12 protein-coding genes are annotated in these 13406 nt (G+C 70.7%); 6 read left to right on the forward strand and 6 right to left on the reverse strand.

Annotation, left to right across the window (positions count from 1 at the left end; all coding sequences use genetic code 11):
- Position 1 precedes the first annotated feature (1 nt).
- Positions 2–1480 (reverse strand): serine/threonine protein kinase, encoded by a 1479-nt coding sequence (locus tag HS104_20360; GenBank protein ID MBE7482320.1) that lies wholly within the window; start codon positions 1478–1480, stop codon positions 2–4.
- Positions 1481–2803, reverse strand: coding sequence for a sigma 54-interacting transcriptional regulator (locus tag HS104_20365; GenBank protein MBE7482321.1), 1323 nt, complete (start codon positions 2801–2803; stop codon positions 1481–1483). It abuts the gene before it with no gap.
- A 49-nt stretch (positions 2804–2852) separates the two neighbouring features.
- Between HS104_20365 and HS104_20370 the strand changes: the two genes are divergently transcribed.
- Together HS104_20370 and HS104_20375 are read left to right on the forward strand one after the other, a co-directional pair.
- Positions 2853–3650, forward strand: coding sequence for a hypothetical protein (locus HS104_20370; GenBank protein ID MBE7482322.1), 798 nt, complete (start codon positions 2853–2855; stop codon positions 3648–3650).
- A gap of 31 nt (positions 3651–3681) precedes the next feature.
- Positions 3682–4971 carry a hypothetical protein gene (locus HS104_20375; protein MBE7482323.1) on the forward strand — a complete coding sequence of 430 codons (1290 nt, stop codon included), beginning with the start codon at positions 3682–3684 and terminating at the stop codon, positions 4969–4971.
- A 607-nt stretch (positions 4972–5578) separates the two neighbouring features.
- Here the strand turns inward: HS104_20375 and HS104_20380 are convergent.
- Positions 5579–6859, reverse strand: coding sequence for a VCBS repeat-containing protein (locus tag HS104_20380; protein ID MBE7482324.1), 1281 nt, complete (start codon positions 6857–6859; stop codon positions 5579–5581).
- 54 nt (positions 6860–6913) lie between these two features.
- Entirely contained in the window at positions 6914–7627 is a 714-nt protein-coding gene (locus HS104_20385; GenBank protein MBE7482325.1) for a hypothetical protein, read from the reverse strand.
- Between the two features lie 875 nt (positions 7628–8502).
- Here HS104_20385 and HS104_20390 point away from each other — a divergent pair.
- Positions 8503–8877 (forward strand): hypothetical protein, encoded by a 375-nt coding sequence (locus HS104_20390; protein ID MBE7482326.1) that lies wholly within the window; start codon positions 8503–8505, stop codon positions 8875–8877.
- 118 nt (positions 8878–8995) lie between these two features.
- On the forward strand, positions 8996–9511 hold the full coding sequence (locus HS104_20395) for a hypothetical protein (GenBank protein ID MBE7482327.1): 516 nt from the start codon (positions 8996–8998) through the stop codon (positions 9509–9511).
- Positions 9512–9583: 72 nt separating this feature from the next.
- Here HS104_20395 and HS104_20400 read toward each other — a convergent pair whose 3' ends face one another.
- Positions 9584–10210: an SPASM domain-containing protein gene (locus HS104_20400; GenBank protein ID MBE7482328.1), complete on the reverse strand. Its 627-nt coding sequence runs from the start codon at positions 10208–10210 to the stop codon at positions 9584–9586.
- Entirely contained in the window at positions 10207–10989 is a 783-nt protein-coding gene (locus HS104_20405; GenBank protein MBE7482329.1) for a hypothetical protein, read from the reverse strand. The genes HS104_20400 and HS104_20405 overlap by 4 nt, the downstream gene beginning before the upstream one ends.
- A 69-nt stretch (positions 10990–11058) precedes the next feature.
- Between HS104_20405 and HS104_20410 the strand changes: the two genes are divergently transcribed.
- A complete protein-coding gene (locus HS104_20410) occupies positions 11059–12642 on the forward strand; it encodes a serine/threonine protein kinase (GenBank protein ID MBE7482330.1) in 1584 nt (527 codons plus the stop codon).
- 16 nt (positions 12643–12658) lie between these two features.
- On the forward strand, positions 12659–13405 hold the full coding sequence (locus HS104_20415; protein ID MBE7482331.1) for a DJ-1/PfpI family protein: 747 nt from the start codon (positions 12659–12661) through the stop codon (positions 13403–13405).
- The last annotated feature ends 1 nt before the right edge of the window (position 13406 follow it).

Genomic DNA, 13406 nt, shown 5'->3' on the forward strand with positions numbered 1-13406 from the left:
ACTACTTCGCGAAGCACTCGCGCTTCGGCACGCGCACGCCGTGAGCGTCCACCGTGTAGGGCGGGTCGCAGGCCGGCTTGGGAGGCTTCGGCCTGGGCGCCCGGGGCGCGCGCGGCAACGGCAGCGCGGAGCCCTCCGGCGCAGCGCTCGGCGGGAGCTCCGGCGCCTCCGGAGACAGCGGGGGCGCGCTCGCGGTCGGCGCGTTCGGCGCGCTCGGGCTCGGCGGTGCCGGCGCGATCGCGTCCGGCTCACGCCCGAGCCGGGTCACCGCGACCACACCCAGGAGCAGCGCACCGAGCGCGAACGCCAGGAGCGGGAGCCCCCACACCAGCCTGTCGCGGCGCTTCGGCCCGTCCTCGACGTTCTTGACCGCGTTCGTGCGCGTCTCACCCGCGAGGCGTTCGCTCGGCGGAGGCAGCGCGGGCTCGACCGGCTCCGGCACGACCAGCGTGGGCCCCTCCCCGTCGTCGCCCACCTCGCCGACCAGCGTCTCCTCACTGGAGACGGGCGCCGTCTCCTCGCGCCATGCCTCAATCTCCGCGACGCGTCGTGCGCGTTCCCCCAGCTCGTCGCCAGCGACGCGCTCGACGAAGCGGGCAACCTCCATCTGAGACGCCGGGGGCACGGCGCGCTCCAGCTCGGCCGCCATGTCGATGGCGGTGGGGAAGCGTTCGGAGGCGTGCGGCGACAGCCCCCGTGCGATCAGCGCGTCCAGCTCGGTTGGCACCTCCGGGGCGAGCGTGCTCGCCCGCGGCAGCTCCGCCGTCGAGATGCGCCGCATCACGCTCTGGTCCGTGTCGCCGGCGAACGGCCGCGTCCCGGTGACGAGCTCCCACAGCACCAGCGAAGCGGCGTACACGTCGGTGCGCCGGTCCACGCGCTCGCGCCGGATCTGCTCCCGCGCCATGTACTCGAGCTTGCCCTTGATCTCCTCGGTGCGCGTGAACTGAAGGCGCTCGCGGGCCAGTGCGATGCCGAAGTCCGTCACCCTTCCCAGGCCGTCCCGCCCGACGATGACGTTCTGCGGCGACACGTCCCGGTGCACCAGCCCGCACAGCTCGCCGCGCTCGTCCCGTACCTCGTGCGCGGCGTGCAGGCCTTGGAGCACGTTGCCGATGATCGCGACGGCGACGCTGGGCGGGATCCGCTCGCCCTGATCCAGCGCGCGCCGCCAGAGCTTCGCCAGGCTCAGCCCGTCCACGTACTCCATCACCAAGAGCAGCTCGCCCGGCTGCTGCACGACGTCGATGACCGGGACCACGCTCGGGTGACGGACCCGCCCCGCGAGCCGCCCTTCGTCCACCATCATCGAGACGAAGTCGGGGTCCTTCGCCATCGGCTCGTGCATGCGCTTGATTGCGACCACGCGCGAGAAGCCCACCGCGCCGGTGGCCCGCCCGAAGCACACCGTCGCCATGCCCCCGCGCGCGAACGACTCGAACAGAAGGTAGCGACCGATGCGGCGCGGGCGGGGGGTCATCTAGCGCTTCCGGTAGGAGTCGGGATCGATGCCGAAGCGCCGCAGTGTCTGGTAGAGCCAGGGACGACCGAAGCCCAGGTCCCGCGCAACTTGCGCGACGTTCCCCTCGCGCAGCGCCAGCGCCGTCTCGATTCGCGCGCGCAGCACGGCCTCCTCGACGTCGCTGACCCGGGCCTCCCCGGCCGCAGGCTGAGCCGCGGGCGGCCCCAGCTCCGGCGGCAGGTGCTCCAAGAGCACCCGAGGCGAGCCGGCGCTCACGGCGCGGGCGGCCGCGGTGCGCACCACGTTGCGAAGCTCTCGCACGTTGCCCGGCCAGCCCGCAATCATCAGGCGCTCCATGGCTTCCACGCTGAAGCTGGTGGTCTGGCTCGGGTAGAAGTGCTCCGTCAGGAGCGGCACGTCGTCCAGTCGCTCGCGCAGCGGCGGCACGCGGATGCGCCAGGCGGCGATGCGGTGCAGGAGATCGGCGCGAAAGCGCCCTTCGGCCACCAGCTCGTCGAGGCTCAGGTTGGTGGCGGCGACCACGCGCACGTCGATGCGCTGGGGCCGATCTTCGCCCACCGGTCGCACCTCTCCGCCCTCCAGCACGCGCAACAGCTTGGCCTGCACCGCCAACGGAAGATCGCCGATCTCGTCGAGGAAGAGCGTGCCGGCCTCCGCCGCCCGGAACAGTCCCTGACGCACGCGCTCCGATCCCGAGAACGCACCGCGGGTGTGACCGAACAGCTCGGACTCCACCAGCTCTGCCGGGATGGCGGCGCAGTTGACCGGAACCAGCTCGCCCCGGCGCCCGCTCTGCCGGTGGAGCGCCTCCGCGATCTTCTCCTTGCCGGTGCCGGTCTCGCCCTCGATCAACACCGCATCCGGCAAGGGACCGACGCTCTCGACCAAGCGGCGGATCGCCGCGATGCGCGGGCCGCCCACCAGCGGGTCGGCGGGCGTGCGCGCCAGCGCCGTGTACGGCGTGATGTCGGCGACGACTCGGAGCAGGCTCTTGCCGCAGCGCACGACCGACCCGAAAGGTGCGGGCGCGTTGGGCTCGACGACCCGGCGCCCGTCGATGAAGGTGCCGTTGCGGCTCCCGAGATCGGTGACCAGGACGCCCCCGAGCGACGGCGAGATCTCGGCGTGGATGCGCGAGGCCTGGCCGTCCTGGAGCTGGAAGTCCGCGCTCGCGTCGCGCCCGATGCGCAAGGGTCCGGGCACCGCGACGGGCACGAGCGCGGGCGGCAGCCCCTCGGTGAAGACGACCACGAGCCCGAGCACGCTCGGGTTCTCGTGCTTTTCGCGGGGACCGTGCCGGGTCTCGGTGACGTCGGACAAGCCGCCCCATCTTAGCGCGCCGCCGGGTTTTCCGCGTAACATGCTGGCGATGTCTCGCCTCGGGCTGCTCGCGCTCGGTCTGTTCTGGGCCGCCCCCGCGGCTGCGGACGACGCTTGCCTGCGCCCCTACGAGAGCGCTCAGCGCCTGCGCCTGGAGTCCAAGCTCATCGAGGCGAAGCGCCAGCTCTTGGTGTGCGCCCGCGCGGAGTGCCCCGAGGTGCTGCGGCGCGACTGCTCGACCTGGCTGGGGGAAGTGGATGCCGCGATGCCCAGCGTGGTGGTGGCCGCCCGGGCCGGCGCGACCGAGGTGACCGACGTGCGCGTGCTGGTCGACGATCGGGAGCTCGCGAGCTCCCTGGACGGGGCGGCGCTGCCGGTGGACCCGGGGCAACGCACGTTTCGCTTCGAGCGCGCGGACGGCGCCACGCTCGAGCAGAAGGTCGTGATCCGCGCGGGCGAGAAGAACCGCCTGCTCGAGCTGGACTTCGACGCCGAGCCCGCACCCGCGCCCGCGCAGGCGGCGCCGAGCCGGCTCCCGGTCTACGCGCTCCTCGGTGTCGGCGCCGTCGCGCTCGGCAGCTTCACCTACTTCGCGCTGAGCAGTCACGCGAAGCGCGATGACCTGGAGTCGTGCAAAGGGCACTGCCCCGAGGCCGAAGTGGACGCCGTGCGACGCGAGCAGCTCGTCGCGGACGTGTCTCTCGGCGTCGGGCTGATCGCGCTGGGCGCCGCCGCATACCTACACTTCGGCGCGCCGAGCGAGCGCGCTCCGGAACGAGCCTCGTGGCAGCTCGGCTTCTCCGCGCGGAGGCAAGGCGGCGCGGCCAGCCTGAGCGGGCGCTTCTGACGCAGAGCTCGAAATCGGATAGCTTGTCCGAATGCGGCTCCTCGCGACCTGCCTGCTCCTCGGCACGGCGTGGGCGGTCGGCTGCGGTGCGAGCGACGACGACCCCGGCGAGACCAGCAGCGGCGGCGCGAACAACAGTGGTGGCGCGACCAGCAGCGGCGGCTCGAGCACCGGCGGCGCCGCAGGCTCGGCGGGCACGAGCCCGATCCCCGACGCCGGCGCGGACTCCGAACCGGGGCCGACGACCGAGCAACACGATCCCTGCGCGAAGGCGAGCTGCTGGACTGCGCCGACCCTGGGCGCGTGCGGCGCGACCAGCGTCAAGGAGACCTTCACCAGCGGGCTCTACGGCGTCCACCGCTACCTGCTGATGGCGCCCGCGGGGGTGGGCATCGATCTCACGCTGACGCGCACCGCCGGCTCGTGGACCCCCGTGCTCGTCGTGCACGACGAGCAGGGCACGACGGTGTACGACGGGACGAAGTCTCACTCGACCGCGCTCTTGTCGGTCTCCGCGCTCTCGCCCGGCTCGCCCGACTCGGTGGGAGTGTACCTCCAGGCCTCGAAGCGCCAGCACCTGGCGCTGTACGCTACCGGCGCGAACGTGGTCGCCAGCGGCTTCTCCGATGGCCTGCCCACCGACGCCAAGTACACGCTCGACGCCGCGCTGGGCTGCACCAAGCCCAGCCCGCTGACGGTGCGCGGCGTGCAGCTCGACGCCGAGCAGGAGCTGTGGGTCCGCTACATCGCGGAGCACGTGGTGCCGTTCGTCCCGGGCAGCCCAGCGCAGCGCATCGACAAGAGCGCCTACGTGACCTGGTGGGCGCTCAAGGAAGGCGTGCTCGACGTCAACAACCCGCTCTCGTACTCCAACTGCAGCATCCCGCCGGACAAGCACATCGGCCCCATCGAGGTGTGTCCCGACCCCGGCAACGCCTGGCAGGTCGGCCTCTCGGGCGTGCAAGCGGCGTATCGCACGCTGGAGAGCGTCGAGAAGCTCTCGCTCCAGGTGTTCCCGGGCAAGACGCTCACCGCGATGCTGACCGAGGCCGCCGTCACGGCGGGCTTCGGCGCCAACACGTCCCTGGGGAAAGCCATCACGGGCTCGGGCGATCGCTTGCGCCTGTCCTGGCTCCTGCGCAACGGCCCCATCGGCTTCGAAGCGCAGTACCCGCCGGTCCACAGCGAGTGCTTCGTCGCCACCAAGCCCTGGTGCTTCGGCACGGGCTGGCCGAGCTCGGCGTCCTTCGCGCCCACGCAGGCGGAGGCGCTGAAGTCCGTCGCGGATCTGAAGGCCATCTTCCAGACGCTCTCGCCGTGAGACGCCGTTCAGTCACAGGCCGGCTGTGGCGCCCGTGCGTCGCCTGACCGGATTGGAGACACTCCCGCTCCAGGGCGGGCCGAGACACAGCCTTGCCCGGGCGGGTTCTGCGGACACTCGATGCGTGGGGAGTCCCGGGCGGAGGTGGCGGGCGTTCGCACGAGCGGCTGCTGGCGTCCCCGCGGTGCTGATCGTGGGCGCCGGAGCTTGCGGCGCTCGCACCGGGTTGCGCTCGGAGCAGTGCGTGGATCTCGACGCGGTGGCCGAGCAGTCGTCGTTGGTCGTGTTCCTCATGCTCGATACTTCCGGCTCGATGGATTGGAAGACCGCCGAAGGCGAGAGCAAGGCTCAGGCCGTGCGGGACGCGCTCGCGGACTTCCTCGCTGATCCCGCCTCGGCGGGCCTCGGAGTGGCCGCGGCGTTTTTTCCCGTGGTGCACGCGGACGTGCCGCTGCATTGCCATTCGGACGAAGACTGCGGCGAGCCGCTCGCGTGCCGCGCCACCTCCTTCAAGATGTGCCTTCCGAGTCAGCAGAACTTCGGCACCGGCTGCTTCCGCGGGAACGAGCCAAGGAAGAGCGGCGGGGCACTACCGAACGGGCCGTCGTCACGGCGCTCGTTGCAGGAATACGAAGGCGCCCTTCTTGTTCGAAAGCACCACGTCGATGCGACCATCAGCGTTGACGTCGCCGGCGACGACTTGGGTCCCGACTCCCGACGCGTCGTCGATCAAGTGCGGGATGTAACGGGTGCCGCCGGCGTCGCGCCGGAGCTCGAACCAGTAGAGCTTGGCGGGACTGGCGAGCTCGCTCGGCCACCCGTCGTAGTGACCCCAGAAGCGTTCGCCGGTGACGATGTCCAAGAGACCGTCGCCGTTCACGTCGGCCAGCGCGAGCGCGTGCGGCTCGTGAATCACCTCGAGGTCTCCGGGGTTGGCCGGATCCTTCGCAGCGATTGGGTGCTCGACGAACTCGCGTCCGCTGGCGCCTTTTACCTGCTCGAACCACGAGATGCCGTAGCCGTGCGCGGCCAAGCTGGCAATCACGTCGGCGTCACCATCACCATCGACATCGGTGGCAAACATGTCGGCGCCTCCGCCGCCGAATTGATGGGCCTCGAAGCTCCAAACCGGATCGCCGATGAGTGACGCCGGTGGGGTCCAGAAACCCGGCGCCTCGAGGATCTCCTTCCTCCCGTCGCCGTCGATGTCTCCGACGCCGAGCCCGTGCGTGAAGGGTTTGTAGTCTTTGAATTCGCTCGCGGGGTGGAACGGCCACGGCTGGGCGGGATCGGCGCCGGGCTCGGCCCAGCCGAGCTTTCCGCCGTTCGCGCACACGAGCTCCGGAAGGCCGTCCCCGGTCAGATCCGTGAACCTCGGGGACTCGGTGCTCACTTCGTCGAGCACCGAATGCCGCACCCAAGCGGCGCCGACCTGTTTGGGATTTTCGTACCAGTACGCGTCCTTGCCGGGAAAGTTCACGAACAAGACGTCGAGCGTCCCGTTCCCGTCGAGATCGCGCGGAAACGCGAAGAAGTTGTCCGAGTAACCGATGCGGTCGAAGAACACCGGCGGATAAATCTGGATTGTCGCCTTGAAATCCGGTCCGCGGTAGACGAACGGCCCGGCGACCACGTCGCCGATCCCGTCGCCGTCGAAGTCGCCGTAGGACGCACCTTCGGAATGGAATTCGCTGGTCAGCTCGAATTTCTCGAACGTCGGCGCCGCCGGTTCGCCGGCGCTTCCCCCGCTTCCCCCGCTTCCCGCGCCACCGTCCGTTCCCGCGCTGCCGCCGGTGGCTGCTGCGCGCGTGCTCTTCTCGTCGCTGCCGCAAGCGCTCACGGCCAGCGCGAAAATGACCCCTGCTCCCGTCCTCGAGCAACCCCACATGACGACAAGGCTACGATCGAATCCGCGATCGGCAAACCACGGGCACGCACGCGCTCAAGCCCGGAGCGTGGCCTCGGCTGCCTCCACGATCTCCGTCACCCCTCGCCGCCGCTCCTCGCGGACTTGCTCGATGCTCGGGATCCCGAAGGCGTTCAGGTCGGGGTCCGCACAGCGCGCCTGCGCGTCGAGCGCGAGCGCTCGCGGCACGGCCTCGTCGAACGCGCGACGGACTTGCGGGCCGAGGCCGCGATCGACGCAGAAGGCCCAGCGCACGAAGGCCCACGCGAGCTCGGCGTGGCGCGCCTCGTCCTCGGCGATGCGGTCCAAGGCCAGGCGCGCCGCGGGCTCGGTGGCGAGGCCCGCGGCCAGGCGCGCCTCGAGCGCGGACAGGGTCTCGCCGACGCAGCCCTCGATCACCGTCGACTCGACGAGCTCGGGCAGGGACGTGCTCGCTGCGGGCACGTCGCGAAGGTCGAGCGGGCCAGGTCCGATGGCGTCCGCGGCGTAGGCGCCCGCGATGGCGAAGCTCATGCGCGCGTGCACGATCTCGTCCAGAGCCGCCTCGTGGGCGAGCACCAACAGCTCCGGCGGCGCCGCCACCGCGAGCAGGCCCAAGCTGAAGCGGTCGAACGAAGCCACCGACGCATGCTCGTTCTGCGCGCGGACGGCCCAGACCTCCGCGGCGCGAGCCAGCAGGGAGGCGTCGAACGCCGACCGGTCGAGCCCGCGGAGCGAGACTTCGAGCTGGGCGAAGTCGAACGCGCCCATGTTTCGTCAGCCCACCCTCGGCGGGCACGCCCAGTCCGCTCTCCGCCGAAGCGGAGCGAGCCGCGGCTCACCTCGAACGATGAGCGGGCGCCCATCGCACCCGATCGTGCTCCAGATGTAGCAACACGGCGGGCCAGCGGTGGGCTTCTGCGGGGCATACGGGCCCATGGCCGTCGAAGAACAGCTGCACACGCCTGAGCCCGTGGGCCAGCCGTCGGGCTTGGGGTCCGGCACCGGCGGGCAAGCGCCGTCGGTCGCGGGGGTACAGATCACCTTCTCGCAACACTGGCCGTAGTAGCCACCATCGTAGACAGGACCGAAACAGCCCGCCGGAGTCGGATACGGCTCGGTGGGCAGGCCGGTCGCGCCGCCCGACCCGCCGGAACCCGACTCACCCTCCCTCTCCGCTTGCCCACAGCTCGAGCTCAGAGCAAGGACGGCTCCCCACTCCACGGCCCGCAGCAAGCGTCTCGAGAACCTCGACATCGCCCAGCCTCACCCGCGCTAATCGGCCATTCTGGAGAGTAGCACTTCGCGCACACGGAGACACCGGAGAGTTCGGGGGTGACGGTTGGGTGCGCTCGACCGCGCCCGGGCTCACGCTCACGCTCACGCCCTCGCCCGCGCACGCGCACACGCTCGCCGGGTGGAACGTCTAGCTCGACGGCTGACCGGTGGTGAAGCGGGGGTATACTCGGATGATGGTGGGGTTGGGCCTTTGCGGGAGTTGTCGGGCACTGTGCCTCGCGCTGGCCTGCGCCATCTCGTCCGGCTGCGGCGCAACGCCTCGACCTGCGAAGGAGGCGACGGCGCCCGGGCCTCCGACGCCGACGCCGACGCCCAAGCCGACGTCGACGCCAAGCTGCACGCCGACGGTGCCACCCAAGCCTGGTCTGCGCGTCCCGGGCGACCGCCCCCAGGAGCACCCCGCCGGCGTGTGGTACGGCACACCTGAGCTCTGGACCGTATTGCCCGCGACGGGGGAGTACCGGCCGAGGAAGAGCGTGTGGTGGAGCGTCCGCTTCGGCGGCGGACAGGTCGAGCAGCGGCCCGACGTGCGCGTCGTCGCCCGTCGACTCGACGCCGAGCAGGCTCCCATCATCTCAGCGGGGCCGGGCACGAACGCTCACACCGAGACGGACGGGTGGTTCATGATCGCCAACTTCCCGACCCATCTCCCCTCGGGGTGTTGGGAGATCACCGCGACCTACAGAGGGGAATGGCTGCGCTACGTCGTCGAGGCACCGTGAGCTGATCACGCTCCGCCTGGGCGCCCGGCAGCGCCGAGACGACGGGCGCATGCCAGGAGGGGCGGAGCGGCCTGGGCACGGTCCGTGCTACGCCGCGCTTTGACCTTGGAGGCGAACCGTGACCAAGCCCTTGTTCGTGACGTTGCTGCTCCTTCTCTCCTGCGCAGGCCGCACCGACCAGGGGTCGGCGACCGGGGGCACGGCGGGGATGCCGGGCGTGACCGGGGGCACAGCAGGGAGCAGCACCGGAGGTGCGGCCGGAACCGCGAGCGGGGGTGTCGCAGGGACCGGCGCTTCGGGGGGAACCGGCGGTTGGGCGACGGGTGGCGCGGCGTGCGCGAACATCGAGGGGCAGTTCAAGGCTTCGCTCAATGCCGCGAAGAAGTGCTCGCTCGACTCGACGTCGCCGACCTGCACCCAATCCGTGGACACCAGCATCGCCGGCTGCGGCTACTACGCCTACGCTGAAGGCAGCAACACCGCCGAGGTCGCGGAGCTAGCCAAATTGAGCGCCGAATGGCAAACGCTGGGATGCCCGCCGACCGCCTGCGCCCTCGGCGGATGGGGGCCCTTCGCCGCCAAGTGCAAGCCGCAAGGCCTCGGCGGGGCGCCCGGGCTTTGCACGCCGGACTAGCACCTCGGACCCGGCGCGCACCCGGCGTGTCCACCTGCAACATGAAGTAGCCGGCGGGCCGGACGGGACGAGTCAGGACGAGCGTCGTGAGAGCTGCACCAGCGCGGCGCCCGGCGCAGGCCTCCACGGTCGTCGGTAGTAGTAGTCGACGAAGGCCGGGACCCGCTCTTCGACCAGCGCCTCCGCGACGCGATCCGCCGCCTCGATGCTGGCGGCCTCCAGCTCACACAGGACGGCCGTTATCTTCCCGAGCTCCCCGCCCGCCGCGACGTGGCGGCAGCCGCACTGGTTCTGGCAGCGCTCGAGGAGCTCGCACGACGCGCAGGTCTCCAGGTTCCGCTCCTTCTGCGCGCGGAGCTCAGCGGCTCGCGCGAAATCGACGCCGTCGTCGAGGTCGCCGATGACGTGCTCGTCGGAGTCGTCCTCACCCACCATCTGCGGGCACGGATACAGACGACCTCTCGGCGTGACCGTGAGCTCGCCGTTGCCTAGCACGCAGCGGCTCCCGCACGGTGTGCCGCCTTTCAGGTGCGACAGGATCTTGGTGTGGAACGGCTCGACCGGAACGACAGCGCCGTCGCGCACGCGATCGGCCCAGACCCGGGCCGCAGCAGCCAGGCCCCCGCGCAGCGACTCGATGGAAGCCTCGCTCCAGTCGTCGCGGTAGTTGGCGTTGAGCCTACGTGGCGCCAACCTCACTTCGGCGGCTGAACCGTCGACACGATGCCCAGGTAGATGTCGTCGGCCGCGAAGTCGTTGCCCGCGGCCACGGTGTTCGCGTTCACGAGCTCGAGCGAGACCGAGGTGGCGGACCCGGAGCTCCAGGTCGTGCTGAGGCCCTCCCAGACACCGAGCTTCGACGACGTGCGCGTGCCGAGGAGCTGCTTGTTCGCGTAGAACGAGAGCTCGGACGGGCCCACCGGGTCGATGCCGTTGCCGAGCCCGGAGGCGCAGCACAGGTTCATCACGAAGGCCTCGAAGTAGTAGTTGGTGTTCGGCTGCACGGGAATCGGTGCCGTCGTGAACCAGACGCGATCGGGCGTGGACTTGCCGTTGCCGATGAACATGAGCCCGTTGCCCGCGGTGTGATCCCCGTTGGTGATCAACAGGCCGTTGAACGCCTGAGCGTTCGTCCCGACGGTGTACTGTCCCTCGCCCGTGTTGTTCGTGGCGTACGCGTAGTCGGATCCGAAGAGCGTGTTGCCCTGAGAGAAGTCACCGTTCGGGATCAGGTTCACCGCCACGGGCTTGCCGTCGGGCGCCGGGCCGTCGCTCGGCGGCCCGGAGTCGACGATCAGCGAGCCCCCGGTTCCACCGGCGCCCCCGGTGCCCGGCTTGCCTCCCGTGGACGCGTCCGGGTTGCCCAGCACGTTGCCGGTGGGTCCCGCCGTTCCGTCGTCGGCGCCGCAAGACCACGCGAGCCAAGACAGACCGAGCGCCAGCACCGAGGCGCCGGCCGTGCGCGCAGAGGAGGTCATCTCCGAATGGTAGGCCTCGACGCGCGAGGCATCAACTCGGGCCCTCCCGCCCCGTGCTATGGGGCGGCGGTGAGCTCGGCCGCTCATTCCACACACGCTCGGAGCTTCCTTCAGAAGCGTCTGGCGCTGATGTACCGCGTGGGCTTCGCGCTGTGCGTCGCGTTCCTGCTCGGCGTCGTCGTGGTGCGTGGGCTGATCGGCGGGACAATCTTGACCGAGCTCCGCTCGCCCTCGCGCTGGTTCCACATCCTGACGACGATGGTCACCGGAGGCTGCTGGCTCGTGCTTCGCGCCAAGCCGCTCAGGCTGCGAACGCTCGAGACCATCGACGCCGCTGGCCTCCTGGTGCTCTCCGTCCTCCTGCATTTCAACGGCGCGCTGTTCCCGATCCGAACGGTCGCCGTGTTCAACCTGGCGCTGACCACGGGAGTCGCGGCCGTGCTCCGAGCCGTGGTCGTCCCGAGCACGGCAAGTCGCACGCTCACGCTGGGCGCCATCGCCGGCGCGTCCGCGTTGATCGTGTTCTTCTTGTCGGCGCTCCACCCCGCCTGGCCCGTGCGTCAATCGGGACCCGCGGACTGGCCGCTGCCGTTCCAGCTCATCAGCCTGGTCTTGTGGCTCGGCACGCTGTTGGCCACGGCCACCCTGGCCTCGCGGGTCATCTTCGGTCTGCGTCGGGAGGTCAGCGAGGCGCGGAAGCTCGGCCAATACACGCTGGGGGCGAAGATCGGCGAAGGCGGGATGGGCATCGTGTACCGCGCGACCCACGGCATGCTCCGGCGCGAGACCGCGCTGAAGCTCTTGCCGCCGGACCGCATCGACGCCCAGTCGGTGCGCCGCTTCGAGCGCGAGGTCGTGGCGACGGCCCGCCTCCGCCACCCGAACACGGTGGCCATCTTCGACTACGGTCGCACCCCCGAGGGCGTCTTCTACTACGCCATGGAGTACCTGGACGGGCTGACCATCGACGAGCTGATCGAGCACGAGGGCCCGCTCCCGCCCGGGCGAGTGATCTGGCTTCTCTCGCAGGTCTGCGCGTCGCTGGACGAGGCGCACGCCCTGGGGCTCGTGCATCGGGACATCAAGCCCGCGAACATCATGGTCATCGGGCACACTGCGGCCTACGATCACGTCAAGGTGCTGGACTTCGGCCTGGTCAAGACCGTCACGAACGTGCAGGCCAGCTCGCTGTCGCGCGCCGACGAGCTGACCGGCACTCCCTTGTACATGGCGCCGGAGCTGATCTCGGAGCCGGACGGCGCCGGGCCAGCCAGCGACCTCTACGCGGTCGCAGCCGTCGGCTACTACATGCTGGCGGGCCAGCACGTCTTCGACGGCAGCTCGGTGATCGAGGTCTGCGCCGACCACCTGCACACTCCGCCCGTCCCCGTTCACGAGCGGCTGGGGCGGCCGGTGCCTGCCGACTTGGAGGCGATCATCATGCAGGGACTGGCCAAGGCGCCCGGCGATCGGCCCGCGAGCGCCGCGGCGTTCCGCGACGCGCTCGCCCGCTGCGACGTCGCGCCCTGGACGCAGCGCGACGCTCGGTCTTGGTGGGAGGAGCACGGCGACGCGTTCGAGCCCAGGACCAACGCCGACACCGATCTGGCCAGCGCGAGGACGATCGAGGTCAAGCGCAACTCCGCGGTTTGAGGCGAGGCAGGAGCGCATGAACCCAAAGGCGATTCTGTGCCCGCTGCCCGACCGCGACTTCGACGTGACCGAGGTCGCCGTGCCCTGGAAGCTCCTGACCGAAGCCGGCCACCGCGTGGTGTTCGCGACGGAGCAGGGCGCCGAGCCGCGCTGTGATCCCTTGCTCATCGACGGCGTGGTCTTCGGCAAGCTCGGGGCCGCCGAGGAGCCCATCCGTTTCTATCGCGAGCTGGAGACGTCCAGCGCCTTCAAGCGCCCCGGCCGCTGGAACGAGCTCGCGCTCGACGGCATCGACGCGTTGCTCCTGCCCGGGGGCCACGCCCAGGGCATGCGCCAGTACCTGGACTCCGAGCCCTTGGCCCGGCAGATCGCGGCACTCTGGAAGCGCCAGGTCCCGGTCGCGGCCATCTGCCATGGCGTGCTGGCCGTGGCGCGCGCCAAGGACCCCGAGAGCGGCCTGAGCGTGCTCAACAAGAGCCGGACCACGTGTCTGCCGGCCTACATGGAGGGACTGGCGTACGGGCTCACCTTCTGGAAGCGCGGCCGCTACTACCGCACCTACCCTGAGTACGTCGAAGCGGAGGTGCGCGCCGCGCTCGCCGACCCGCGGCGGCAGTTCGAGAGGGGACCTCTCACCTTCGTGACGCGCGGGACCCGGGAAGACGACACCGGCGCCTTCGTGGTCCAAGACGGCCACTACGTCTCCGCGCGCTGGCCGGGGGACGCTTACGCGTTCGCGCGGGCGCTCATCGCGCGCCTGTGAC

The sequence above is a fragment of the Polyangiaceae bacterium genome (assembly GCA_015075635.1).
Taxonomy (GTDB): domain Bacteria; phylum Myxococcota_A; class Polyangia; order Polyangiales; family Polyangiaceae; genus JADJKB01.

Coding starts and splice junctions, on each gene's coding strand:
- HS104_20360 (MBE7482320.1), bottom strand. CDS start 1,480: ATGACCCCCCGCCCGCGCCGCATCGGTCGCTACCTTCTGTTCGAGTCG.
- HS104_20370 (MBE7482322.1), top strand. CDS start 2,853: ATGTCTCGCCTCGGGCTGCTCGCGCTCGGTCTGTTCTGGGCCGCCCCC.
- HS104_20375 (MBE7482323.1), top strand. CDS start 3,682: ATGCGGCTCCTCGCGACCTGCCTGCTCCTCGGCACGGCGTGGGCGGTC.
- HS104_20380 (MBE7482324.1), bottom strand. CDS start 6,859: ATGTGGGGTTGCTCGAGGACGGGAGCAGGGGTCATTTTCGCGCTGGCC.
- HS104_20385 (MBE7482325.1), bottom strand. CDS start 7,627: ATGGGCGCGTTCGACTTCGCCCAGCTCGAAGTCTCGCTCCGCGGGCTC.
- HS104_20405 (MBE7482329.1), bottom strand. CDS start 10,989: ATGACCTCCTCTGCGCGCACGGCCGGCGCCTCGGTGCTGGCGCTCGGT.
- HS104_20415 (MBE7482331.1), top strand. CDS start 12,659: ATGAACCCAAAGGCGATTCTGTGCCCGCTGCCCGACCGCGACTTCGAC.